Annotated in this window: 23 protein-coding genes and 1 pseudogene; 6 read left to right on the top strand and 18 right to left on the bottom strand. The window is 72.0% G+C overall.

Going from position 1 to position 24,642, the window contains the following annotated elements; genetic code table 11:
- Window positions 1-6 precede the first annotated feature (6 nt).
- From ACZ5WG_RS09280 to ACZ5WG_RS09260, 5 genes are all read right to left on the bottom strand, one after another.
- Complete coding sequence (locus ACZ5WG_RS09280; protein ID WP_468721821.1) at window positions 7-555, bottom strand: hypothetical protein; 549 nt, start codon at window positions 553-555, stop codon at window positions 7-9.
- Window positions 552-1,487, bottom strand: a complete 936-nt coding sequence (locus ACZ5WG_RS09275) for a hypothetical protein (RefSeq protein WP_468721820.1) — start codon at window positions 1,485-1,487, stop codon at window positions 552-554. Before ACZ5WG_RS09275 ends, ACZ5WG_RS09280 begins: the two co-directional genes overlap by 4 nt.
- A 105-nt stretch (window positions 1,488-1,592) precedes the next feature.
- A complete protein-coding gene (locus ACZ5WG_RS09270; RefSeq protein WP_468721818.1) occupies window positions 1,593-1,904 on the bottom strand; it encodes a hypothetical protein in 312 nt (103 codons plus the stop codon).
- A gap of 311 nt (window positions 1,905-2,215) precedes the next feature.
- Window positions 2,216-3,277, bottom strand: coding sequence for an AI-2E family transporter (locus tag ACZ5WG_RS09265; RefSeq protein WP_468722276.1), 1,062 nt, complete (start codon window positions 3,275-3,277; stop codon window positions 2,216-2,218).
- A gap of 86 nt (window positions 3,278-3,363) precedes the next feature.
- Entirely contained in the window at window positions 3,364-5,520 is a 2,157-nt protein-coding gene (locus ACZ5WG_RS09260) for a SpoIIE family protein phosphatase (RefSeq protein WP_468722274.1), read from the bottom strand.
- Window positions 5,521-5,656: 136 nt separating this feature from the next.
- Here ACZ5WG_RS09260 and aspS point away from each other — a divergent pair, with 136 nt between their 5' ends.
- Entirely contained in the window at window positions 5,657-7,474 is a 1,818-nt protein-coding gene (aspS, locus tag ACZ5WG_RS09255) for an aspartate--tRNA ligase (RefSeq protein ID WP_468721817.1), read from the top strand.
- Between the two features lie 71 nt (window positions 7,475-7,545).
- Here aspS and ACZ5WG_RS09250 read toward each other — a convergent pair whose 3' ends face one another.
- Window positions 7,546-9,201 (bottom strand): VWA domain-containing protein, encoded by a 1,656-nt coding sequence (locus ACZ5WG_RS09250; RefSeq protein ID WP_468721815.1) that lies wholly within the window; start codon window positions 9,199-9,201, stop codon window positions 7,546-7,548.
- A gap of 292 nt (window positions 9,202-9,493) precedes the next feature.
- Between ACZ5WG_RS09250 and ACZ5WG_RS09245 the strand changes: the two genes are divergently transcribed.
- Window positions 9,494-11,602 carry a PhoX family protein gene (locus ACZ5WG_RS09245; RefSeq protein ID WP_468721813.1) on the top strand — a complete coding sequence of 703 codons (2,109 nt, stop codon included), beginning with the start codon at window positions 9,494-9,496 and terminating at the stop codon, window positions 11,600-11,602.
- 144 nt (window positions 11,603-11,746) lie between these two features.
- On the opposite strand, the gene ACZ5WG_RS09240 is transcribed toward ACZ5WG_RS09245, so the two are convergent.
- The 4 genes from ACZ5WG_RS09240 to ACZ5WG_RS09225 form a co-directional block, all read right to left on the bottom strand.
- A complete protein-coding gene (locus ACZ5WG_RS09240) occupies window positions 11,747-13,030 on the bottom strand; it encodes a sensor histidine kinase (RefSeq protein ID WP_468721812.1) in 1,284 nt (427 codons plus the stop codon).
- A 13-nt stretch (window positions 13,031-13,043) separates the two neighbouring features.
- Window positions 13,044-13,763: a hypothetical protein gene (locus ACZ5WG_RS09235; RefSeq protein ID WP_468721811.1), complete on the bottom strand. Its 720-nt coding sequence runs from the start codon at window positions 13,761-13,763 to the stop codon at window positions 13,044-13,046.
- A gap of 92 nt (window positions 13,764-13,855) precedes the next feature.
- Window positions 13,856-15,853, bottom strand: a complete 1,998-nt coding sequence (locus ACZ5WG_RS09230) for an FUSC family protein (protein WP_468721810.1) — start codon at window positions 15,851-15,853, stop codon at window positions 13,856-13,858.
- Between the two features lie 109 nt (window positions 15,854-15,962).
- Window positions 15,963-16,790 (bottom strand): hypothetical protein, encoded by an 828-nt coding sequence (locus ACZ5WG_RS09225; RefSeq protein ID WP_468721809.1) that lies wholly within the window; start codon window positions 16,788-16,790, stop codon window positions 15,963-15,965.
- Window positions 16,791-16,959: 169 nt separating this feature from the next.
- Between ACZ5WG_RS09225 and ACZ5WG_RS09220 the strand changes: the two are divergent.
- The 3 genes and pseudogenes from ACZ5WG_RS09220 to ACZ5WG_RS09210 all read left to right on the top strand — a co-directional run.
- Window positions 16,960-17,424: pseudogene (locus ACZ5WG_RS09220) on the top strand (RrF2 family transcriptional regulator); the annotation flags it as partial.
- Window positions 17,425-17,525: 101 nt separating this feature from the next.
- On the top strand, window positions 17,526-17,924 hold the full coding sequence (locus ACZ5WG_RS09215) for a RidA family protein (protein ID WP_468721807.1): 399 nt from the start codon (window positions 17,526-17,528) through the stop codon (window positions 17,922-17,924).
- 84 nt (window positions 17,925-18,008) lie between these two features.
- Window positions 18,009-18,416 (top strand): hypothetical protein, encoded by a 408-nt coding sequence (locus ACZ5WG_RS09210; protein ID WP_468721806.1) that lies wholly within the window; start codon window positions 18,009-18,011, stop codon window positions 18,414-18,416.
- A 62-nt stretch (window positions 18,417-18,478) separates the two neighbouring features.
- Here ACZ5WG_RS09210 and ACZ5WG_RS09205 read toward each other — a convergent pair whose 3' ends face one another.
- From ACZ5WG_RS09205 to ACZ5WG_RS09180, 6 genes are all read right to left on the bottom strand, one after another.
- Window positions 18,479-18,661, bottom strand: coding sequence for a hypothetical protein (locus ACZ5WG_RS09205; RefSeq protein ID WP_468721804.1), 183 nt, complete (start codon window positions 18,659-18,661; stop codon window positions 18,479-18,481).
- Between the two features lie 58 nt (window positions 18,662-18,719).
- Window positions 18,720-19,094 carry a hypothetical protein gene (locus tag ACZ5WG_RS09200; protein WP_468721803.1) on the bottom strand — a complete coding sequence of 125 codons (375 nt, stop codon included), beginning with the start codon at window positions 19,092-19,094 and terminating at the stop codon, window positions 18,720-18,722.
- Window positions 19,095-19,248: 154 nt separating this feature from the next.
- The gene (locus ACZ5WG_RS09195; protein WP_468721801.1) at window positions 19,249-19,830 is read right to left on the bottom strand and encodes a class F sortase; all 582 of its coding nucleotides are present in this window, start codon (window positions 19,828-19,830) and stop codon (window positions 19,249-19,251) included.
- A gap of 288 nt (window positions 19,831-20,118) precedes the next feature.
- A complete protein-coding gene (locus ACZ5WG_RS09190) occupies window positions 20,119-20,364 on the bottom strand; it encodes a hypothetical protein (protein ID WP_468721800.1) in 246 nt (81 codons plus the stop codon).
- 21 nt (window positions 20,365-20,385) lie between these two features.
- Entirely contained in the window at window positions 20,386-21,141 is a 756-nt protein-coding gene (locus ACZ5WG_RS09185) for a CbtA family protein (protein WP_365951089.1), read from the bottom strand.
- A 30-nt stretch (window positions 21,142-21,171) separates the two neighbouring features.
- Entirely contained in the window at window positions 21,172-21,384 is a 213-nt protein-coding gene (locus tag ACZ5WG_RS09180) for a CbtB domain-containing protein (RefSeq protein ID WP_365951090.1), read from the bottom strand.
- 220 nt (window positions 21,385-21,604) lie between these two features.
- On the opposite strand from ACZ5WG_RS09180, the gene ACZ5WG_RS09175 reads away from it, so the two are divergent.
- Window positions 21,605-22,027 (top strand): histidine phosphatase family protein, encoded by a 423-nt coding sequence (locus ACZ5WG_RS09175; RefSeq protein WP_468721799.1) that lies wholly within the window; start codon window positions 21,605-21,607, stop codon window positions 22,025-22,027.
- A 78-nt stretch (window positions 22,028-22,105) separates the two neighbouring features.
- Here the strand turns inward: ACZ5WG_RS09175 and pucL are convergent, their stop codons facing one another.
- Entirely contained in the window at window positions 22,106-23,023 is a 918-nt protein-coding gene (pucL, locus tag ACZ5WG_RS09170; protein ID WP_468721798.1) for a factor-independent urate hydroxylase, read from the bottom strand.
- A gap of 255 nt (window positions 23,024-23,278) precedes the next feature.
- Complete coding sequence (locus tag ACZ5WG_RS09165) at window positions 23,279-24,631, bottom strand: aminotransferase class III-fold pyridoxal phosphate-dependent enzyme (protein ID WP_468721796.1); 1,353 nt, start codon at window positions 24,629-24,631, stop codon at window positions 23,279-23,281.
- Window positions 24,632-24,642: the final 11 nt, after the last annotated feature.

Below are 24,642 nucleotides of genomic sequence, written 5' to 3'. Positions count from 1 at the left end.
CTTCGTTCAGCAGTTCTCGCCGAGCACCTCGAGGGAACTCACCTTCCACGGCGCGCCCTCCTTCTCGCGGGTCAGCGTGAAGGCGCCCATCTGGGTCGGCTTGTCCTGGAGTTGGTCGACGGGCTGACCGGTCTTGGCGTCATGGATGAGCCAGCGGTCCAGATCGACGCAGTCGTGCAGGATCCGGGTCTGCGCGCCGGAGGTTTCCACGCCGTCGATCCGGTGGCCCACCTCGCCGAGCAGCACCTGGCCGCCGGTCTTCGAGTGGGCGAGGTTGTCGCGGAGCTCCTGCAACTGCCGGCCGGTGGCTACCCGTTCGACGGCCGGATCCTGGGGATCGGGCGCCCGGTTCGCCGCGAGCCAGGTGGCCCAGTACGTGTCGTACGCCTGCTGCACGTCCGGGCTCGGCGGCTCCAGCGCCGACCGGGTGCTCGCACCGGTCGGGGAGGCGGCGGAATCCGCGGTGCACCCGGTCACCAGGAGCAGTGCCAGAGCCGCCGCCGCGGCCGGCAGCAGGGCGCGAACGCCGGTCCGCGGGCCGGCCGGGGCCCTCACGCCGAGCCGTCCTTCAGGACCTTCTCCGCATGCTTGACCTGCTCGTCCAGGCGCTTCTTCTCCTGGTCCAGATCCTGCTTGCGCCGTTCGATCAGGCCCTTCTGGTAGGCCGTCAGGACCGCGCTCCAGGTGTCGGTGAGCTTCGTCTTCTGTTTGCAGGACACGTCCGTGGTCGCGGCGGTGATCTCCTCGGAGGTGACGGGCCCGGTCCACCGGGTGCCCTCCATCTGCTGGAGCTCCCAGGGCGTCTTCACCTGGAACCCCGCATCGCGCATACAGGTGCTCCACTGCGTGATGCCCGCGATGATGCGGCTGTCGCCGCGCGCCCGGTCACCGGCCTGCTGCGTGAGCTGGTCGACCAGGCTGTTGCCGGCCGGGGCCGCGGACGGGCCGGTGGTGCTCCTCGGGTACAGCTTGCGGTCGGCCTCGCCCGAGCAGCCGCCCTCCGGGGCGCCGGGATGCGCCGGTTCGCCGTCCTGCGGGCCGAACAGGGCGGCCGTCTCGTTCGGGTCGCGCTTCTTCTCGCCCGCCGCGTTGCGGTCCGGTATTGCGCCGGACCGGTACCCGTACTTCTTCGCGGATTCGGCGTCCACCAGGCCGATTCCGGTGGTGGCCCGGTGCGCGCCGGCGACGGTGACGTAGGTGCTCGCGTTCTTGAAGGAGGCGAATCCGATGCGGTGCATACAGGACTCGGTGAGCAGGTCCTGTGCCTGCTGGAGCACCTTCGCCTGGTTCTGGTCGAAGGCGTAGGCGTCGAGCGGGAGTGCGGCGTTCGCAGGGTCCGCCTGCGGTGTGACGTTCACCTGTGGTTCGGCCGTGGGACCGCCCGATCCCCCCTGTTCCGCCGCCGGTTCGGCGGTGCAGGCGCCGAGCGCCGCCACCGCGACGGCACCGGCCAGCAGCAGGGGCAGCCGTTGGCGTGCGTGGAGCACGATCAGCCTTTCCGTGGTGGGACTGGTGGTCGTACACTGCGCGGCACACCCGGGGCCGGGACCGATTGCAGCGGTCCCGGCCCCGGGCGGCGTTCGAGCGCCCGATCAGCAGGTGGCGCCCGTGGGAGCCCACTTGGTGAGCAAGGTCATCGAGCTGAACCCGGTGACTCCGGTGTTGTTGTTGCGGTGCTTGTCCCACCACTGGTTGCCGTTGATCACGGTGCCCGACTTGTAGCAGATGGGCGTGATGGTGTGGCTCCGGTAGCCGAGGCCGTTCACGGAGGCCGAGGTGTTGGAGTTGGAACGGATCCGCACCCCGTCCTCGGTGTAGTCGCCGGCGTGGGCGACGGTCACGGAGCCCATGACGATCGTCGCGGCGGAGAGTGCCACTGCGGTGAACCTTGCTGCCTTGCGCACGCTGTCTCCTCTTGGATATCGGACACGTCGTGGTGCAGCCGAGAGGAAAGCTCCGCGGTGCAAGTGCTGCAGCGGCCCCCCGGTCCGGTGAAAGACGATGGCACGAAGACGAATGCCGTACCAGGGGGATCCGGGCGTGCGGCGGAGACCGGCTTGAATGCTGCGTTTCGGGGCGCGTGGCCGGTTACACGGACTCTTCAGATCCTTTTGGGCATTTCCGCAGGAGGGGGCCGTGGCCGGAAAACGGACCCCTCGGGTTCTCCGCGAACGGATGATCGAGGACCGTTTCGCGGTTGTCCTGAAACCCCTTGTTACTCGGGCTCCTTGTGTTCCTCGGGGCGCTCGGCCCCCGCGTAGCGCCCCCGAAGCTCCGACACCACGCCGAACGCGGCCGCCGTCAGCGGCACGGCCAGCAGCATGCCCAGGATCCCGGCGACGCTGGCTCCGGCGGTGATGGCGAGCAGGACCACGGCCGGGTGCATCTGCACGGTGCGGCTCTGGATCACCGGCTGCAGGACGTGCCCCTCCAGCAGCTGCACGGCGAGCACCACGCCCACGGCCCACAGGCCGATGACCCAGCCCCGCTCGGCGAAGGCGACGAGGACGGCCACCGCGCCGGAGATGAAGGCGCCGAGGTACGGGATGTACGCGCCGACGAACACCAGGGCGCCGAGGCCGACGGCCCCGGGGACACGGAGCACGAGCAGGCCGACGGTGATGAAGAAGGCGTCGATCAGGGCGATGAAGGTGGTTCCGCGCATGAAGCCTTCGACGGCCGCGAAGGCGCGGCGGGCCATGGCCTCGACGGTGTCGCCGGTGGCGCGCGGCGCGAGCGAGCGCAGGGCTGCGGCGGCTCGGTGGGAGTCGCGCACGAAGAAGAACATCAGCAGCAGGGCGAGGACGGCGGTGGCGAGCATCTCGCCGACGACGCTGATGCCGGCGATGACGCCGGAGGCGGCGGTACCGCCGTACTTGGCGAGCAGTTCCCTGGCGTTGGAGGCCAGGTCCTCGAGGGAGGTCCCGGCGGCCCCGAAGTGCTTGGCGAGGACTTGCCCGGCCTGCTTGAGAGAGCCGACGATCTGGTCGCCGGTGCTGATCAGGGCGTGGACGACGACGTACGTGGCGCCGCCGAACACCACGAGCACGGTGAGGCAGGTGAGCGCGGCGGCGAGGGAGCGCTGCACCCCCGTCCCCACGAGCCGCCGGTTCATCGGCCCCAGCAGGGCCGCTCCGAGCAGAGCGAGCAGCACCGGCGTGACGACGGCTTTGAAGGTGATGCACAGCCACACGCCGACGGCGACCACGCCGGTGACGAGCAGGACGGCCGCGCACCACGCGGCCAGTCGCCTGACCGGCGGGGGAAGCAGAGTCAGCACAGGTGCATCAAACCATGGCATTCCGGCGTGGATCGGGCACGCCGCCCGCACCGACGGCCCGGGCTGGGACGGGTGGTCGTCCTTCAGCCGCCCTTTGCCTGTTCGTACATCTCGAACCAGATCGACTTGCCCTCGCCGCGCGGGTCCACGCCCCAGGTGTCCGCCAGCATCTCCATCAGCAGGACGCCCCGCCCGCTCGAGGCCATCTCGCCCGGATGCCGCTTGTGCGGCAGCTCGTCGCTGGCGTCCGCCACCTCGATGCGCAGCCGCCGCGCCCCCAGCTCGCCCACCGCCTCCGCGACCAGCAGCGCGTCGCCGTCCGTGTGCATCAGGACGTTCGTGACCATCTCGGAGACGATGAGCACCGCCGAGTCCACCTGCTCCTCGTCCGCCCAGTCGTGCAGCAGCTCCCGGATCTGCCGGCGTGCGCCCGCGATCCGCTCCGGCTCCGCCTGCGCCACGGTCAGCACCGTGCGGCGCGTCGGCCGGGTCAGCTGCGCCGCCGGGGCTCCGCAGCCGCAGTCCGCGCCGTCCCGGCACAGCAGGACGACGGCTATGTCGTCCTCGCGCCGGTCGGCCAGCGGGCCGGTGGTGTGGTGGGAGGAGGGCCCGTGCACGGCCTGGACCAGCAGGTCGGCGAGCTTCTCCAGGTCGTCGGACCCATGGGTCCCGGGATCGTGCGTCTCGGATTCGAGGATCGCCCGCAGCCGCGCCCAGCCCGTGTCCAGGTCGTGCCCGCCGGTCTCGATGAGCCCGTCGGTGCACAGCATCATCGTCTCGCCGGGCTCCAGCGTGAACTGCGTCGTCGGGTAGTCCGTGTCCGGGACGATGCCGAGCGGGAGGCCGCCGGCGGTCGGGCGCATCAGCACCGTGCCGTCCGTCATCCGGATCACGGGGTCGGGGTGGCCGGCGCGGGCCACCTCGAGCAGCCCGGTCTCCGGGTCGCACTCCACGTACAGGCAGGTCGCGAAGCGGGGGCTGTGGAAGTCGGACTCCTCGTACGAGTCCGCCTCCTTCGAAGAACACAGCCCGGCCAGGAAGCGGGAGGCGCGGGAGAGGACGGCGTCCGGCCGGTGGCCCTCGGAGGCGTACGCGCGCACTGCGATCCGCAGCTGGCCCATCAGCCCGGCGGCCCGCACGTCGTGCCCCTGCACATCCCCGATGACCAGGGCGAACCGTCCCGAGGGCAGCGGGATCATGTCGTACCAGTCGCCGCCGACCTCGAGTCCGCCGCCGGTGGGGACGTACCGCGCGGCGATCTGCATGCCCGGGATGTCGGGGCCCAGCATCGGCATCATCGACCGTTGCAGGCCGGAGGTGAGTTCCCGCTCGGATTCGGCCACGCCGGCCCGCTGGAGGGCCTGGGCCAGCATCCGGGCCACCGTCGTCAGGACGGACCGCTCGTCCGGCGAGAAGGACACCGGGTGCTTGAACGCGGCCATCCAGGCGCCCATGGTGCGCCCGGCGACGATCAGGGGGAGGAAGGCCCAGGAGATCCGGCCGAAGCGCTGGGCGAGCGGCCAGGTGGCCGGAAAGCGCCGCTTGTAGTCCTCGGGGGAGGGCAGGTAGATCGCCCGCCCGGTCCGGACGACCTCGGCGGCCGGGTAGTCCGTGTCCAGCCGCATGTCCGTGAAGGGGTCCTCGTCCCCGGGACCGTGCCCGTGGTGCCCGATGATCGCCAGCCGGTCCCCGGCCACCCCGAAGACCGCCAGCCCGTCGGGGCTGAAGCCGGGCATCGAGAGCGAGGCGGCGACCCGCAGCACCTCGGCCGTGGACCGGGCCTCGGCGAGCGCCCGCCCCGCGTCCAGCAGGAAGGCCTCGCGGGAGCGCCGCCAGTCGCCGGTGATCGGGGTGTGCACGGCGGTGGTGCCGGGCTGCGGCTCGGCGATCTCCTGGATGGTGCCGATCAGCTCGTAGTCGACGCGGCCGTCGACCGAACGGTTCTCCAGGGGTTTGGAGCGGCTGCGTACGGTCCGCAGCACCCGTCCGTCCTCGTCCATGATCCGCAGCCGGGCCTCCGCGAGGGTGCCCTCGGCCACCGCGAGATTGACGATCCCGTTGATCTCGTTCCAGTCCACCGGGTGAAATCGCGACCGTACGGCGACCTCCGGCAGGACGACGGGCTCCGCGGGCAGCCCGAGGAGCCGGGCGGCCTCGCTGTCCAGAGTGACCGTCCCGGAGGCGTTGTCCCATCGCCACAGGCCGGTCGCGATGGCGGCCAGGACGTCCTCGGTGCGCACCCGGTCATCTTTACAGGTCATCCCCCCGGCGTGCCTGTTCACGGGGGCTGCCGGGCACTCCCGCACGGTCCCCGGCCCGGACGGTAACCTTGTGAGGGTTGAATCCACCCTGGTATCGCGAAGAACTGGATGACTGATGCATCGGTACAGGTCCCACACCTGCGGCGAGCTCCGCGCCTCTGACGTCAACGCCGACGTCCGGCTGAGCGGCTGGCTGCACAACCGTCGAGACCTGGGCGGCATCCTCTTCATCGATCTGCGCGACCACTACGGCATCACGCAGCTCGTCGCCCGCCCCGGCACCGCCGCGGCCGCCGTCCTGGACAAGCTCTCCAAGGAGACCGTCGTCCGCGTCGACGGCAAGGTCGTCTCGCGTGGCGCCGAGAACGTCAACGCCGACCTGCCCACCGGCGAGATCGAGATCGAGGCCGTCGAGGTCGAGGTGCTCGGCGCGGCCGCCCCGCTGCCCTTCACCATCAACACCGACGACGGTGTGAACGAGGAGCGGCGCCTGGAGTACCGCTTCCTCGACCTGCGCCGCGAGCGCATGCACCGCAACATCATGCTGCGCTCGGCCGTCATCGCGTCGATCCGCTCCAAGATGGTGGCCCTCGGCTTCAACGAGATGGCGACCCCGATCCTCACGGCGACCTCGCCCGAGGGCGCGCGTGACTTCGTCGTCCCGTCCCGCCTGAACCCGGGCAAGTTCTACGCCCTGCCGCAGGCCCCGCAGCAGTTCAAGCAGCTGCTGATGATCTCGGGCTTCGACCGGTACTTCCAGATCGCGCCGTGCTTCCGCGACGAGGACGCCCGCGCCGACCGCTCGCCGGGCGAGTTCTACCAGCTCGACGTCGAGATGTCGTTCGTCGAGCAGGAGGACGTGTTCCAGCCGATCGAGCGCCTGATGACCGAGCTCTTCACCGAGTTCGGCAACGGCCGCGAGGTCACCTCGCCGTTCCCGCGGATCCCGTTCCGCGAGTCGATGCTGAAGTACGGCAACGACAAGCCCGATCTGCGCGCCAAGCTTGAGCTCGTCGACATCACCGACGTCTTCGAGGGCTCGGAGTTCAAGGCGTTCGCCGGCAAGCACGTGCGTGCGCTGGCCGTCCCGGACACCGCCGCGCAGCCGCGCAAGTTCTTCGACGGCCTCGGCGAGTACGCGATCTCGCTGGGCGCCAAGGGCCTGGCGTGGGTCCGCGTGGGCGAGGACGGTTCGCTGACCGGCCCGATCGCCAAGTTCCTCACCGAGGAGAACGTCAAGGTCCTCACCGAGCGCCTGGGCCTGCTCCCCGGCCACGCCGTGTTCTTCGGCGCGGGCGAGTTCGACGAGGTCTCCAAGATCATGGGCCCGGTCCGGGTCGAGGCCGCCAAGCGCGCCGGCCAGTTCGAGGAGAACGTCTTCCGGTTCTGCTGGATCGTCGACTTCCCGATGTACGAGAAGGACGAGGAGACCGGCCGGATCGACTTCTCGCACAACCCCTTCTCCATGCCGCAGGGCGGCATGAAGGACCTCGAGGAGAAGGACCCGCTCGACATCCTGGCCTGGCAGTACGACATCGTCTGCAACGGCATCGAGCTGTCCTCCGGCGCCATCCGCAACCACGAGCCCGAGGTCATGCTGAAGGCCTTCGCGATCGCCGGTTACGAGGCCGAGACCGTCGAGCGCGAGTTCGCCGGCATGCTGCGTGCCTTCCGTCTCGGCGCCCCGCCGCACGGTGGCATCGCCCCGGGCGTGGACCGCATCGTGATGCTGCTCGCCGACGAGCCGAACATCCGCGAGACCATCGCCTTCCCGCTGAACGGCAACGCGCAGGACCTGATGATGGGCGCGCCCACGGTCCTCGAGGAGTCCCGCCTGCGCGAGCTGAACATCGCGCTGCGCAAGCCGGTGGAGACGAAGCCGGCGGAGGCCAAGCCGGTCGCCGAGGCCGTCCACCCGGACGCCGCGCGGTAATCGCCGTACGCAAGACGAAGGGCCCGGGATCCGATGGATCCCGGGCCCTTCGTCGTACGTACGGGCGGGGCTCAGAAGCTCTGGAGCAGGCCCTTGACCAGTGCGCTGGAGGTCAGCTCCGCGGGGGCGGGGCCGGCGTGGAAGAAACCGGCGTTCTCGGCGTCCAGCTTGCGCAGGAAGTCGAAGGCCTTGGCGTCGTGGTCGCCGAAGGCGACGAACTGCCAGTGGACACCGGGTGCGGAGGCGGCGGCGTCGGCGAGGGCCTGCTTGGCGGGCCGGACGCTGTCGGGGGCACCGTCGGTCTGGAACACCACGAGGGCGGGGTGGTCGCCGCCGTCCTTCTGGTGGCGCTCGAGGACCTGCTCCACGGCGCGGTGGTAGCTGGTGCGTCCCATGTGGCCGAGTTCGGCGTGGCGGGCCTCGACCCAGGCGCCGTCGTGGGCGTCGAGGGTCAGGTCGGCGGTGCCGTCCACGTCCGTGGAGAAGAACACGGTGTGCACGGTCGCCTCGTCGTCGAGGTGGGCGGCGAGGGCGAGGGCGTGGTCCGCGAGGTGCTGGGCGCTGCCGTCCTTGTAGAACGGGCGCATCGACCCGGACCGGTCCAGGACCAGGTACACCTTGGCCCGTGCACCGGCCTTGCCCTTGCCCCGGAGCACCTGCCCGGCGGCCTTGTAGGCCCCGGCCACCCCGGGCGCCTGCCGCTTCACGGCGGCCAGCGCATGAGCCGGCCCCTCCCCGCCGACCGGCTCCACCACGATGCCCGCGGCCTCGACCTCGTCCTCGACCACCGCTTCCGCCGCGGGGACCTCGACCTCGACTGCGATGACCTCGGCCTCGGGCTGTACCTCGGCCACCGGCTCGGCGACGGCCTCGGTGGCGGTCTCCGGCGCGGGCGCCTCCGCCTCGGCCGTAACGGCCTCGGTGACGGCCTCTGCGGGCTCGGCCTCGACCACCGGCTCCGCCGCGGGGGCCTCGGCCTCGGGCTGTACCTGGGCCACCGGCTCGGCGACGGCCTCGGTGGCGGTCTCCGGCGCGGGCGCCTCCGCCTCGGCCGTAACGGCCTCTGCGGGCTCGGCCTCGACCACCGGCTCGGCCGCGGGGGCCTCGACCTCGGCTGCGACGACCTCGGCCTCGGGCTCGGCCGCGGGGGCCTCGGCCTCGGCTGCGACGACTTCGGCCTCGGGCTCGGCCGCGGGGGCCTCTGCCTCGGCCGTAACGGCCTCGGTGACGGCCTCTGCGGGCTCGGCCTCGACCACCGGCTCCGCCGCGGGGACCTCGACCTCGGCTGCGACGGCCTCGGGCTCGGGCTGTACCTCGGCCACCGGCTCGGCGACGGCCTCGGTGGCGGTCTCCGGCGCGGGCGCCTCGGCCTCGGCCGTAACGGCCTCTGCCTCGGCCACCGGCTCCGGCTCGGCTGCCGGTTCGGCGACCGGCTTTGCCGCAGCCGGGGGCTGCTGCTGAACCGACCCCGGCATGGGGCGGCGGGCCTCCGGGACCGTGGGGTCCGGCGCCGGGGCGGTGAGAAGGGTCCCCGGTTCGCGGTCCCGCGGAGCGGACTGCGGGGGAACCGTCGGATTGTCGAAGGACGCCGCGACCAGTTCGGCCGCCACGTCCAGGGGGGTGCGTTCCGCCTGGCTCGGGACGGCTGCCGAAGTGCCGTCCGTCGTCTCCGGAACCGGCTCGGCAGACCGTCCGAACACCTTGCGCAACAAGCTCCGAATACCCATGGGCCAGGCCTTTCGCATGAGTGCGTGCGTCATTTGTCCGTGCTGCGCGGTTGATCCCTGCCCAGAGTGGACACGTAAGGTTATCGGCCGCTTGGCTGGAACTTCGGCAGGGGCGCCCTTCGTGGCGCCCGGCCCGCCCAGCACACACCCCATCTTGCCGAACTCCCGCACCGACGTGCCGGGTTCACCGGGCGTTCATCCCGCCGCCGCCGCATCGGCGCAACTCGCGCCTACCGTCACCGCTGGATTCGACCGACATGATGTCGGCGCCGTGCATCTACGGAGGACATTCGTGCGCAAGCTTCTGCCGCTCATAGGCAACCCGCATGGGGGCGGCCGTTCCGCTCTCACCTGTCGCTACCGCTGTGGTGACGCCTGCTTCCACGAGGTGCCGAACAAGAGCGACAACGAGTACGTCGGCGACGTCATCGCCCGCGCCTACTCCCGCCGCTCGATGCTGCGCTCCGCCGCCGTCGTCACGGTCGCCACCGCTGCCGGTACCGCCATCACGCTCAGCGGCAACGGCTCCTCGGCCACCGCCGCCCCCGCCGCCGACGCCCAGGGCGCCTCGGGCGCCGCGGGCGCCGCCGATGCCGCGGGTGCCCGCGGTCTGCGCTTCAAGGCCGTCGCGCCGAACACCGACGACCGGGTCACCGTCCCCGAGGGCTACGAGCAGAACGTGGTCATCCGCTGGGGCGAGCCGATCGTCAAGGGCGCTCCGGGGTTCAACGCCGACAAGCAGACCGCCGCCGCCCAGGCCGGCCAGTTCGGCTACAACAACGACTTCCTCTCGCTGCTCCCGCTCGGCGGCGAGTACGAGCGCCAGCAGCTCCTCGTGGCCAACCACGAGTACACCGACGAGATCCTCATGTTCAAGGGCTACGACCCGGCGAACCCGACCCGCGAGCAGGTCGAGATCGCCTGGGCCGCGCACGGCCTCGGCGTCGTCGTCGTCCAGGAGGACCACCGCAGCGGCAAGCTGACCGCGGTCAACCGCCACCAGCTCAACCGCCGCCTCACCGCGACCAGCGAGTTCAAGCTCACCGGCCCGGCCGCGGGCAGCGCCCTGGTGAAGACCTCCGCCGACGCGACCGGCACCAAGGTCCTCGGCACGCTCAACAACTGCTCCGGCGGCACCACCCCGTGGGGCACCACGCTGCACGGCGAGGAGAACTTCAACCAGTACTTCGCCAACGCCGGCCAGGTCACCGAGCCCGTCCAGGCCGCCCGCCTGAAGCGCTACGGCGTCACCGCCGGCGCCACCGAGCGCAAGTGGGAGCGCTTCGACAAGCGCTTCGACGTGCTCCAGGAGCCCAACGAGCCGCACCGCTTCGGCTGGGTCGTCGAGCTCGACCCGTACGACCCGAACTCCACCCCGCGCAAGCGCACCGCGCTGGGCCGCTTCAAGCACGAGGGCGCCCAGCCCCGCCTGACCGAGGACGGCCGTCCGGTCGTCTACATGGGCGACGACGAGAAGTTCGACTACTTCTACAAGTTCGTCTCGTCGAAGCAGATGAAGAAGGGCAACTCGCGCGCGGCGAAGGAGCACAACCTCACGCTGCTCGACGAGGGCACCCTGTACGTCGCCAAGCTGACCGGCGACTCCCCGGCCGCGGAGATCGACGGCTCCGGCAAGCTCCCCTCCGACGGCCAGTTCGACGGCTCCGGCGTGTGGATCAAGCTCCTCACCTCCTCCCCCTCCGGCAACGTCTCGCACGTCGAGGGCATGACCGCCGAAGAGGTGGCCGTCTTCACGCGCGAGGCCGGCGACAAGGTGGGCGCGACCAAGATGGACCGCCCCGAGGACATCGAGCCCTCGCCGCGCACCGGCCGCGTGTACGTGGTCCTCACCAACAACAGCGACCGCGGCAAGGCCGGCAAGGCCGGTGCTGACGAGGCCAACCCGCGCAACCTGAACAAGCACGGCCAGATCCTGGAGCTCGCCGAGAACTTCGACGACCCGGCCGGTGACGGCTTCGCCTGGCGCCTGTTCCTGGTCGCCGGTGACCCGAAGGACCCGTCCACCTTCTTCGCGGGGTTCCCGAAGGACAAGGTCAGCCCGATCTCCTGCCCGGACAACGTGACCTTCGACCCGCACGGCAACCTGTGGATCTCCACGGACGGCAACCAGCTCGGCTCCCACGACGGTCTGTTCGGTGTCGCCACCGCCGGTGACCGCCGCGGTGAGCTGAAGCAGTTCCTGACCGTCCCCCGCGGCGCCGAGACCTGCGGCCCGCTGGTCCAGGACAAGCGCGTCCTGGTGGCCGTCCAGCACCCGGGCGAGATCGACGGCGCGTCCGTCGAGAAGCCCCAGTCGGTGTGGCCCGACGGCCCCGGCAAGATCGTCCGTCCGGCGGTCGTGTCCGTCTGGCGCAAGGACGGCAAGAACATCGGCGTCTGACCGGCCGGTAGGCACGGTCGGTTGACCGGTTGACCGGTTGAATCCACCCCTGGGCGGGCGGTGTTTCACTGGGGGCACCTCCCAGCGGTAGCTGGGGGAGAAACACCGCCCGCCCGGGGGCGTTTCGCCCTGAATGTTCGTTCGTCAGGCGTTCGTGAGGCGTCCGACGGGGAGCCTGAGCGTGGTCACCGCCCCACCGTCGGGTGCGTTGGCAAAGCTCAGGTCGATCTCCAGCACCGCCGCCTGGCCGGCCGCGATCGTCAGGCCCAGCCCGTGGCCCCGGCCGCGGCCGGGGTCCCCGGTGCGGAACCGCTGCGGGCCCTCCTCGATCAGCTCGGGCGGGTAGCCGGGCCCGTGGTCGCGCACGACCACCACCGGGCCCTCGACGGTCACCTCGACCGGCGGTTGCCCGTGCTTGTCGGCGTTGACCAGCAGATTGGCCAGGATCCGGTCCAGCCGTCGCCGGTCGGTGAGCACCACCGCGTCCCGGATCACCCGTACGGAGGCCTCCAGACGGGTCGCCGCGACGGCCCGCTGTACCGCCTGGCCGAGTTCCACCCGGGCCAGATCCGCCTGCTCGACGCCCGACTCCAGCCGGGAGATCTCCAGCAGGTCCTCGGTGAGCAGGTGCAGGGCCTTGAGCCTGTCGTTGATCATCTCCTTGGGGCGGCCCTCCGGCAGCAGGGCGGCCGCGGCCAGCGAGCCGGTGAGCGGAGTGCGCAGCTCGTGCGCGACGTCCGCGGTGAAGCGCTTCTCCGCCTCGATCCGCTTCTGGAGGGACGCGGCCATCGAGTCGAGCGCCTGCGCCACGTCCCCCACCTCGTCCCGGTGGCGCGGCAGACGCCGGCCGCTGCCGTCGTACGCGCCGCGCGGACCGTCCTCCTCGGCGGGAAACCCCACGCGGGCGTCCAGGTCGCCGGCGCTGATCCGGCGGGCCACGGCGGCCGTGGTCGTCAGCCGCCGACTGATCCGGTGGGCGAGGAACACGCCGGCCAGCGCGACCACTCCGGCTGCCAGCGCCGAGGAGGCGAGGATCGCGGTGTCGATGTCCCGCAGCCGGTGGCGGGTGCTCTCGTACGGGATCCAGACGGTGAGGGCCATGCCGTCGGCGGGTGCGGCGGCCCACATGACGGGTGCGCCGTCGTGCTCGCCGACCATGCTGCCGGTCAGGCCGCGGGCCACCAGCTTCCGCAGCGGCCCCGGCAGCCCGGGCGGGTCGAGGGAGAGGTTCACGTCGCCGTGCGCGGTGCCGTACTGGTAGTGGGCGAGGGCGTGGTCCAGCTCCCGGTCCGCGTCCTTGCGCACCTCCCCGACGATCTGCCGGGCCACCACGTTGTGCACGAGGATCCCGAGCGCCGCCGCGACCGCGCAGCACACCGCCGCGATGGACAGGGCGATCTTCCAGCGCAGGCTGCTCATGACCCGCATCGCGCCCGGCCCCTCAGACCCTGCTCGTCGAGCACGGGATGGCGCTGTCCTTCGTGCCGGCGCATTCGTCGAGGGTGAGCTGGGAGAGGTTCATGATCCCGGCCTTCGGGTCCCACACGTAGTCGGAGACGGAGACCTTGTCCGCGTTCGAGGTCGGCTCGCGGACCGCCAGGTGCTCGGCGGCCACCTCCACGCCCTCGAGCACCCCGCGCCGGGACAGGATCCGGGCGATCGACCCGTCGTCGCGGACGGTGTAGACGCGCAGTTCGCTGACCCGGCCGTCGACGTCCAGGGCGGTGATCAGCTCTTCCCGGCCGTCGCCCGTCACGTCGCGCAGGACCGCGGGCCGCACCGGGCAGTGCGGACCTCCGTCCACAGCCTGTGTACACAGCGCGAGCCGCTGCACCGCCCGGGGGTCGACGAGTCGCCCGGTCCCGTCGTCCTCGGCGGTGGCGGCGGTGATGTCGGCCCGTAGGACCTCCACCGCGTTCACGCCCCGCATGCCGGGGTTCGCGACCTTGGGCAGTCCGGGGACGACGGCTGCCTTGCCGGGCTGCTGGCCGGGGCCGGGCGGGTCCGGGTGGATGTTCTCCCACAGGGTCTCCGGGGCGTGCACCGTGCCCAGGTCGCCGTCGTCGCGCAGCCCCTCCACATCGGCGCACCCGGCCGTCGCCGCGAGGACGGCGGCGAGGAACGGGGCCGCTGCGCGGCCGCGCGGGGAGAGGCGCCTCATGCACCGATGCTCTCCCGTCCCGGCCGTGCGGGCCCGGCCCCGGGGCCGTTCGGGCGACGGATGCGGTCCGCCGCCCGGTGGGCGGCCCGGGGTCAGTGGTCCGCGGAGGCGATCGCGCGGGCCGCCGCGACCTCCTGGCGCACCGGGGCCAGGACTGAGGTCTCGTCCCCGGGCCGTGGGGCGGCGGGCCGCAGCTGGGCGGGGGTCCGGGCGCTGCGCACCCCCTCGGCGAGGGCGCGCAGGTCGGTGATGACGCTCGCCACCTCCTCGTCGCGGGGGGCTTGGGCGCCGTGGTTGACCCGGACCCGGGCGGCGGTGGTCGCGTCCACGATCCGCTCGACGGCGACCACCAGCGGCCACCAGGCGGCTGCCCGTGCCCCCGTCGGCGGCGGCTCGGTCAGAGCCCGCTGGAACTCGTTCCGTACGCCCGACATGTCCCGGTAGATCCGCCGCCGGGCCTGGAGCCGGGCGGTCCGGGCGGCCTGCCGCCCGGCCTCCGTCTCCGGATGGCCGCCGAAGGCCCGCTCCACGTACCGGGCCGCATCGTCCACGGTGTCGGCGAGCCGGTCGCCGATCCGGGTGTGCCAGCTCTCGGGCCACAGCAGATAGCCGAAGACGAGGGTGATGGCGCAGCCGATCAGGCTGTCCAGCAGCCGGGGCCGGATCAGGTCGAAGCCCTGGTGGTTGAGGAGGTCCGAGAGCAGCAGGATCACCGGGGTGATCGCGGCGGTCTGGAAGGCGTACCCCTTGACGGAGAACACGGGGATCAGTGCGGCGAGCACCACCATCACCGGCACGTCCCACCAGCCGCGCGGCACCTCGGCGAGCACGGCGGCGGCCACGACCAGCCCGGCCGCCGTTCCCAGGGCGCGCAGCAGGGCCCGGGAGAACACCGAGCCGAAGTCGGGCTTGAGGACGAAGGTGACGGTCAGCGCGACCCAGTAGGACCGCTCGACCGGCACCAGGGAGACCAGTGACTGGGCCAGCCCGATGCACAGGGCGAGGCGCAGCCCGTACCGCCAGGAGGCGCCGGACAGCACCATGTCGCGCACGGCCCGCCGGGCCCGGACCGTCAGCGCGGCGGGCCGGCCGAGCCGGTCGTCGATGTTGTGCAGATCCGGGTCGGGCAGGCGCACGATGGCCGCCGCATGCCGCAGGGCCGCGTCGAGGGCCCTTTCGGCGGGGGTGTGCGGCGCGGGCAGCTCCAGTACGGGCTTCCCGGTGCGGCCTCGTTCCACGGCCTCTGCAAGGTCCCGTACGGCCGCCGGGATCTCGGGCGGCAGGGCTCTGCCGCGCAGGTGCATGGCGGGCGCGGCCTCGACCAGCGGGATCACCACGTTCAGCTGGGCCAGCATCCGTACGAGGGAAGGGCTGCGGCCGTGCACCCGGGCGCGGCGGCCCAGCACGAGGTCGTAGGCCTGGTTCAGGGCATGCGTGACCTGCCGTCGGCGCTCGTCGTAGTCCGGTCCGCCCGCGGCTTCCAGGGCGTCGGCGACGGCCCGGTAGGTGGCCGCCACGGCAACGCGCTCCGGTTGCCGCCCGCGCAGCGGCCAGCCCAGCAGGGTCAGGAGGAGGACGAACAGCCCGCCCGCGCCGAGCAGCAGCGGGGCCGTCCACCAGGGCCGGGGGAGCGGCAGGCCGGCGCCGATCACGGCGTTGAGGAGCAGCAGCAGTCCGGAGACGGAGGCGACCGTGCCGATCGAGGAGATCATCCCGGAGACGAGGGCGATCAGGGTGAGGGCGCCGACGGCGAGCCAGCCGTGGCCGAAGACCAGGGTGCCCAGGGCGACTCCGACCGCGCCGAAGAGCTGCGGGACGGCGATGTTCAGGATCCGCATCCGGTAGGCGTCGGCGGTGTCGCCGATGACCCCGGACAGGGCGCCCATCGAGACGAGGGCCCCGTACGCGGGCTCGTTCAGGGCGAAGCCGACGGCGAGCGGGGCGGCCATTGCGACGCCCGCGCGCGCGGCCGCGGCCCAGGGGATCGGGGCGGTGCTCGGCCGCAGTCCCTGGAGCAGCCAGGCGGGCGGAGCCAACGGACGGTGCCGGGGTCGCCCGGACGGTATCTGTTCGGTGCGTTCGGTGCTCATTCAGCTTCCGTGCGGCCGCTCGTGAATCGGTTCTTCTGCGCTGTTCCGTGGTCTTGCGTTCTTCTTGCGTTCTTCTGGGGCGGTCTGCGTGCGTTGGTACCTTCCGAGCTTATGGGGTGCGGCGCACTCGGCCCGTCAACCAGGCGGCGAGAGCGGCGCCGAGCCCGATCGCCAGAATCACCCAGGCGGTGGTGCGCAGGAACGCGGTGAGCGCGTCGTACACCGCTGCGGCGGCCGTCCGGTCGATGTCGGCCGGCAGGTCGTCCAGCGTGAGCCGGCGGCAGACGGCCACCGCGATCCACAGCAGGACGGCGCCGACGGCGACCCCCAGACCGGTGGCGATCACGGCGCGGCGCCGGTGGACGGCGACGCCGATCGCCGCCGCGGCCAGCACCACGGTCAGCACGGGAAGCCAGATGCCGGCGATCTGCAGCATGCGGAAGCCCTTCCTGAGCGCGCCGAGATTGTCGTATTCCATGACCTTCACCGATACGTGGGTCACGGGGATGCGGTCGGCGAACGGCACCCCGTCGGCGACCAGTTCCCCTTTGATCTGCTCGATGACCGGCGCGAGGTCGATGGTGACGGCGTCGCCGTCGCCGGTGGTGAGGGCCTGGAGGAAGGCGGCGTGCGCGGCGCGGTTGGCCGCGTCCCAGGCGGTGCGGTAGGCAGGGGTGCCCGCGAAGGAGCGCAGGGCCTCGCCGAGCAGGGCGTCGACCCCGCCCTGGAAGGGGCCGGCGTCGATCTGCCCGGCGAGGGCGCGGCTCGCCTGGGTGACGACGACGCCCTGGACGGCAGCGTTCTCGGCCAGCGGGGACATGGCGGCGGTGTACCGGTCGGCGTTGCCCAGTTCGCGGTCGGCCCAGTACGCGACGGCGCCGGCGGGCACGAGGAGGGTCACGAGGACGACGAGTACCGCCGAGAGGAAGGTGCGCACGTCACCAGGGAAAGCCGGGACGGTACGGGGCGCGAGCGGTGCTGCTGCGGGCGGGTGGCGGGCGGGTGGCGGGCGGGTGGCGGGCGCTGGGACGGGGGCCGGTGGTGTGGCGCGGCGCGTGGCACCCTTGCGCAACAGATTCTGGATGTCTAGTGTCCAGATTATGAGGATGAGCGAAGGCGTCGAATGGGCGCTGCACAGCTGCGTCAACCTGGCCTGGGCCGGTCCCGGGCGCGCCGTCCCGGCGGCGCGGCTGGCGGCCTGGCACGACCTTCCGGCGGCCTACCTCAACAAGCAGCTCCAGGCGCTGGCCCGGGCGGGCATCGTGATCTCCACGCCCGGGCCCCGGGGCGGCTTCCGGCTGGCCCGCCCGCTCGCCGAGATCACGCTCATGGACGTGGTCGCCGCCGTCGAAGGCACCGAGGAGGCCTTCCGGTGCACGGAGATCCGGCAGCAAGGGCCGGGCGGCGCCCCGGTCGCGGACGACGGCCCCGCGTGCGCGATCGCGCACGCCATGAACCGGGCGGAACTGGCCTGGCGCCAGGCCCTCGCTGCCGAAGACCTCGACGGGATCCGGCGCCGCGCCGAACTGCAGGCGCCGCATGCCGCGTCCCGGCTGCGTGCCTGGCTCGCGGCCGGGCCCGGCGCAGGGGCCGGCTCCGGGGGCCGGTCGCCGGGCGGCGAGCGGCCCACCTCACGACCGACCGACCAGGACAACTGACTCTGGAGTTTGGAATGACGCGCAGCATCACCAACCCGGCAGGACTCCACGACCCCACCGGCTTCGGCTACAGCCACATCGTCTCGGCCCCCGGCGAGCAGGTCTTCATAGCCGGCCAGTACGGCTCCGACGAGAGCGGCCACGTCGTCTCCGAGGACTTCGGCGATCAGGTCGAGCAGGCCTTCGTCAATCTGCGGGCCGCCCTGGCGGCCGTCGGCCTCGGGCCCGCCGACGTCGTCCGGCTCGGCACGTACATCGTCGGGCACGACCAGCAGAAGCTGGAGATCCTGCTCAAGCACCTGCACGCCACGTGGGGCACCGAGCTGCCCGCCCAGACCCTGATCGGCGTCGCCTCCCTCGCCCTGCCCGGGATGCTCTTCGAGATCGACGCCGTGGCGGTACGCGGCCGCTGATCCACCGATCCACCGATCCGCTGATCCACTTGCCGGTCGGGGGTGGCGGGTGTGCCCTGGATGATGGGAGAGAGGAGCCCTGTCATGGCACATGCGGCACCCACCGCCCCGATGAGGCGGCACTGGCAGGCGACCGGCACGGACGACGCGATCAAGGGCCAGTTGACGCGGGCCCTGCTCCTCGGACTGGTCTACGGAGTCTGGGCGGCCTTCATGAGGCGCGACACGGACGGGGTCGACGCGGGCAACGTCTTCTACGGGATCCTGTGCGGCGCCGTGTTCGCCGCCATCATGTTCACGCTCGCCCGTGTCGGCCCCCGGCTGATGCGGGAGTTGCACGCTACGGCGTACGGCGCCTTCGCCGGTATCGCCGTGGGCTACCTGTACAGCCTGGCCGACCACTCGATCCTCCGCTCGTGCTGGGTCGGCTTCATCACCGGCGTCGGCATCGGGCTGGCGGCGTTCTACCGCTACTACACGCGCGAGCCCTGACCGGAAAACCGGGGCAGGCGCCGGTCCCGCACGGGAACCGGCGCCTGCCCGTATCCCGGGGGTCAGTCCTCGGGCGAGGAATCGGAGCCGGTGGCAGAAGTGGCCACCGCGGCCACGGAGGCGGCGGGGGCGGGGGTGTCCTCGCCATCGGTCCCACGGCTCGGCTGCTTCGGGGCCGGCGGGGTGTAGCGGGTGACCTCGGCGCGGAGCATGGCGTTCAGGGCGGCGTACGGGTCGATGGGCATGCCGGAACCTCACGGTGTTCGGGGTGTGTGTGGGGGTACGCGCTGCTGCTCGGCCCGCTCAGCAGCGCAGGACCACACTCCGCACCGTCCACGCGGACGCCATCGGCCCCGCCGACCCGAACGAGTCGGCGTGCATCGCCCGACCGGCCTGTTTCACGTGAAACACCGGCCGCGGCAGCTGCCGTACACCCGGCAGCCCGCGCACGACCAGGCGGACGGCGGGGCGCACTTCGGGATCCGTGGCCGGATCGGACTCCCCCTCGACGGGGGCGCCCGGCTCGCTCGGCGCGCCGGACCCGGTGCGCTCGACGGCAGCGGCCGCCGCTGCGGCCGTCGTGACGGCGGGACCGGACGCGAACAGGCACAGCAGCACGACACAGGCCGCCGAAAGGGCCCTGGCCAGTGCCGTGCGTGCATGCCGTGTCCCGCTCATGCGAGGGGTCTGCCCCGACACGCCGGGCAACTCCCCGACCGGACCGCAGAAGCCCCCGACCGGGGGACGAAGACACCCCCCTCGGCTGACAGAAGCCCAGGCGGCTGCCGGTGCACGGGGCGGTCGGGGGCGGTCGGGGGCGGCGCCGGCGGGGTCAGCCGGTGCGGTGCCGGCCGGTCAGCCGCGCCAGGACCGTGGTCTCACCGCTGACCAGCCGCAGTTGGGCCCGCCCGGGCCGCTGCCCGCGTCCGCTGATCCCGCCGGGCGAGACCCGGTCGACGGTGAAGACGGCGGTACGGCCGTCCGCACGCGCGATCTCGACCGTCAGCCCGCGTCGCAGCTCGGCGAGGTGCAGGTGGGCGGCCGTGACCACGGCGATGCCGGCCGAGCCCGGGGCCGGGGTGTCCTGGTCCCAGGAGGCCTCGTCCCCGTCCCCGCCCAGCGGCACGTCGACCCCCAGACTCGGGATGTGCAGCCGCAGTGGCAGTGCGGCCCGTAGCGGGGTGATGGCGGCGGCTCGCGCGGGTCGGGGGCCCTTGCCGGCGGAGTGCTGCCCGGAGTGCTCCAGCTGCTCGACGAGCCGGCGGTGACCGGACAGGCCCAGGGCCCGCGAGGGCAGCGCGTCGGCGGCAGTGGCCGCGGTGGGCCGCGCGCCCTCGGTGCTCCGCAACATCCCTATGCCGGTGCCCAGCAGAGCCACTGTCAGCACGCCGACCACCCACTTGGCGCGGGGCATGGAATTTCCTCCTGGTCCGATCCCCCCGGCTCCGGCGGCCGGGTCTCCTGAGAGCAGTGGAACCCCTCCCTGCCCGTCAGTACCGGTTACAACGCCGAAGACTGACGTCGCGTCACAGGCGTGTCGGCACCCCGCCCCGGACGTCTTCCCAGCTGGTGACGGGTGTACCGGCCCTGTCCCGAGGATTGCGCAAGATACGGCCGAACGAGTGCACCACGCACTGCGCCCGGGTGGACGGCGGGCCGATGCCCGTCGCGGACGGGCCGGCGGCCCCCCGGGGCAGGGAGGTCAGACGAGGACGAAAGCGATCGCCGCCGCCCCCATGAGGGCGGCGGCGAGGTGGATGGCCGGGTGGCCGTGGTCGCCGAACCAGAGGTGGCGGGCCAGGCCGCCGAGGGCGGCCAGGGCCGTGATGATGCCGACCTGGGCCAGTAGCGTGGCGGCGGTGAAAGGGGCCAGGAGCAGCAGAACGGAGTTGAGCCAGAACGGGACGGCGCCCGTCCAGCCGCGCCATTCCCAGATCGCCGTCCGCATGTACTACCGGCCCCCTCATCGTCAGCTCGCGGGCTGTACAGCCTCCTGGGGTGCGGCGGCCGGGGCAAGGGCCCGTTCGGCAAGAAAACCGAAGGCCAGGCCGAAAGTCGTCCACATCGCGACCTGGATGGCCACGGTCGCGAGGCGGAACTGCCAGATGAGGGCGGCCGGGAAGTCCGCCGGGACCTCGTTGATGCCGGGCAGGGCCGCGTACGCGATGGCGACCACCGCGACGAAGCCGACCGAGGCGACGATCGACGCGTTCCAGTTCCCGAGCTTGGGCGCCAGGCGCCGGCCCAGGATGAGCGCGCCCGCGGACAGCAGCGCGCTCAACGCGATCATCAGGATGTAGAGGGTGGTCCTCCGGACGACGGTGTCGGGGTCCCCGACGGCCGGCGGGTTGGACGGGTACTTGAGGAACGGCACCAGGTTGAAGGCGACGAACAGACCGCCCGAGACCAGCAGGGCCGTGGCCCGCGGGCCGAAGCGGCCGATCCGGCCCAGGGCGTAGCAGAACACGAGCGCGGCGATGCCGCCGAGCGCGATCCCGTACAGGAGCGTGCCGGTGCCGAGGCCTGCCGTGGCCTGGAGGGCCCGGCTGACCGGGGCCGCCTCCTCGCCGTGCTCGTGGGCGGCGTGGCCCGCCTCCTCGATGGCGATCGCCGCGTCGACCTTGGCCTCACCGAGGACGTACGCCACGAGGAACGCGGCCACGCCGGCGAGCAGCCCGGCCAGCATGCCCCGGACCAGCAGGACGCGGGGGGAGATGGAGTTCATGGTTCGGTTCTTCCCTTGCTGGGGCGGAGATCAGTGGCAGGGGAAGCCGAGGAGGTGGCGACCGTCGTGCATCCACTCGTGGACGGTGTCGCCCTCGAAGAGCGCGGTGGCGCCCTGCTCGGCACCGACGAGGTAGAGCAGGACCAGCATCAGGACGCCGACGAACAGGGCCCAGGGGGCGAGCGCGGAGAGCGAGATCGGGGTGACGGCAGGGGCCGTCGTGGGCACGGCGGAGTGAGCCATGGCAGAACCTCCAGAGGGAACACGCGTCCCGGTCAGTGGTGCTCGCGACGACATGGCGGGTCTGACTTCTCCTCCCCCTCCGGGAGGATTCACAGTGGCGCGACCGTGCCGGATTTTCACCGGTACTTCCGTCATACCGTCGTCTTTTTTAGGTTGTCGTCCGAGACCGTACCGCGTTTACGCTCCCCTTATGAAGAGCGACGTAGTACGAGTTCAGTTCGTGAGACGTCCATTCGAGGACGCCGCACGGCAGGCGCGCTTCGGCCACGGCGACCCCTGCCCGCAGTACGCGGGCCTGCAGGGCCCGGACACGGGGGAGTGGGCCGGGCGGACACTGGACGAGGTCGCCGCCGAGGATCCGGCCGGCGTCCGGAGCTGGCTGACGGACCCCGACTACGCGCCGCCCGGCGGGGAGTCCGTCATGGCGCTGATCGCCCGCGTCGGCGCCGCCCTCGCCGCCCTGCCCGCGGGCACGCATCGCGCCGTCGTCGACCAGGCCGTCGTACGGGCGGCCGTGGTGTCCGCGCTGGAACTGCCGGCCGCCGCGTTCTGGCGCCTCGACGTACGGCCGGACACGGTGACCAGCCTCACCGGCCGGCTCGGGCGGTGGAACCTCCGGCTCGGGCAGCCGGTCGAGAAGTAGCCGGAGCAGAACGGGCCGCAGGCAGCAGGACGGCCCGGACCCCGCGACGCGGTCCGGGCCGAACGTGTGCAGGAGCCGTCAGGCGGCGATCCAGTCGCTCGTCGCGATCACCGGCTGCACGCCGTCGCGGTGCACGGTGCCCTCGATCAGGCCGTACATCCGGTCCGCCGCGAAGTAGACCTCGTTGTCGTTCTTGAGGCCGAAGGGCTCCAGGTCGACGAGGAAGTGGTGCTTGTTGGGGAGGTTCAGGCGTACCTCGTTGACCCGCGGGCAGTGGTCGAGCACCCGCTCGGCCATCTGGTTGAGGGTCTGCTGCAGCGAGTACGAGTAGGTCTCGGCGAACGCTTCCAGCATGTTCTTGCGGACCTTCTTGTACGACTGGTCCCAGTCGTACGAGGCGTCGTCGGCGGCCAGCGCCGAATGCGCCCAGCGCGCGGTGACCTTGGTCGCCAGGATGCGGTCGTACGCCTCCTTGAGCGTCGTGTACTCGTCCTTGATGTAGCCGTGGAACTCGGAGTTCGTCGAGTTCATCACCGTCAGGTCCTTCAGACCCGAGATGACCTGCAGGCCGGTCGTCTCGCTGTAGGTGATCTGCGCGGTGCGCACCTCCTGGCCCTTGCGGACGAAGGAGTGCTGCTCCTTGCGCGTCGGGACCGGGATCCGCTCCCAGGCGTACTCCTCGATCCGGATCTGCGCCTCGCGGATCGGCGACTGGGAGGAGACGAAGTGCTTCGCGAGCAGGATGCCGAAGGCCTCGGGGGAGGCGATCCCGTGCTCCTTGCCGAAGGCGTACACCGTGTTCTTGGTGGTGTCCGTCGGCAGGCAGTTGGCGTTGTCGCCGGTCAGGTGGACGTCGCGGAACTCGCCGCGGAGCGCGACCGAGACGTTGAGGTCGCGGATCTCGTGCCACGAACCGTCGCCGCCCTTGCGCGTGACCTTGACGATGCGGTTCTCGGCCTTGCCGTACTGGTTCTGCGCCAGGACGTGCTTGCTCATGGTGTCTTCCTTCGGTGCCTCGGGAACACGGAGTCCGGTGGTCTGGATCCCGTACGCCCGGCGTCCAGCGCCCGCCCCCGACCGCAGGACGTCCCGCTCCCCGCCGTTCGGCCCCGAGGGGCCGCCCCGGGACTGACGTGCATCCCGGTCCGTAGGTGCTGCTTCGGATTGCAACATGTGCGAGGGGCGTTGTTACCCGTACAGATCATCCGAACACCGGCACCCGCGGCTTGGGTGACCGCACAGCGCAGCAGGTCAGACGGTGTGCGTATCCGCGACCGACAGCGCCTCGTCGAGGATCGCGAGGCCCTTGGCCACGTCCTGCGGGCCGATGTTGCAGGCCGGGGCGATGTGGATGCGGTTGCCGGCCGTCAGCGGCCACAGCCCGCCCTTCTTGCAGGCGGCGGCGAATTCCGCCATCGGCGCGTTGTCCGCTCCGGAGGCGTTGTACGGGACGAGCGGCTCGCGCGTCTGCCGGTCCCGTACGAGCTCCAGGGCCCAGAACGTGCCCAGACCGCGGACCTCCCCGACCGACGGGTGCTTCTCGGCGAGGGCGCGCAGGCCCGGCCCCAGCAGCTCCGCGCCGGTGCGGGCGGACTGCTCGACGATGCCCTCCTCCGCCATGACGTTGATCGTCGCCACGGCAGCCCCACAGGCCAGCACGTGCCCGGAGTAGGTCAGCCCGCCCGGGTAGGGCCGGCGGGCGAAGGTCTCGGCGATGGCAGCCGAGATGGCGACCCCGCCGAGCGGGACGTATCCGCTGGTCACGCCCTTGGCGAAGCAGATCAGATCGGGGGTGACCCCCCAGTGCTCGGAGGCGAACCACCGCCCGGTCCGGCCGAAGCCGACCATGATCTCGTCCAGGATGAAGACGATGCCGAAGCGGTCGCAGAGCTCGCGGACCCCGGCGAGGTAGCCGTCCGGGTGCACGAGCACGCCCGGGGCTCCGCCGACGGTCTCCAGGATGATCGCGGCGATGGACTGCGGCCCTTCGAAGACGATGGTGTCCTCGAGGTGGCGCAGGGCGCGCTCGCACTCCTCGGCCTCGGTGGCCGCGTAGAAGGGCGAGCGGTAGGCGAAGGGCCCCCAGAAGTGCACGACACCGGCGGTCGCGCTGTCGTTGCCGAAACGGCGGGCGTCACCGGTCAGGTTGATCGCGGTGGAGGTGGCCCCGTGGTACGAGCGGTACGCGGACAGCACCTTGGGCCGGCCGGTGTGCAGCCGGGCCATCCGTACGGCGTTCTCGACCGCCTCGGCGCCCGCGTTGGTGAAGAAGATCTTGTCGAGGTCGCCCGGGGTGCGCTCGGCGATCAGACGGGCCGCCTCCGAGCGGACGTCGACGGCGAAGCCGGGCGCGACGGTGCAGAGCTTGGCCGCCTGCTCCTGGATGGCCGCCGTCACCTTGGGGTGCTGGTAGCCGATGTTGGTGTAGACGAGGGCGCTCGAGAAGTCGAGGTAGCGGTTGCCCTGATAGTCCCAGAAGTACGAGCCCTCGGCCCCGGCCACGGCGAGCGGGTCGATGAGCTCCTGCGCCGACCAGGAATGGAAAACATGCTTCCGGTCGGCGTCTTTCACGGCGGCGAGCGCGGCGGCGGCTTCTGCGTTCATGTTCCGAGCGT

The sequence above is a fragment of the Streptomyces sp. NPDC032745 genome, assembly GCF_055579465.1.
Note: the sequence above shows the minus strand (reverse complement) of the source record. Positions and strands in the feature narration are given on the sequence as shown.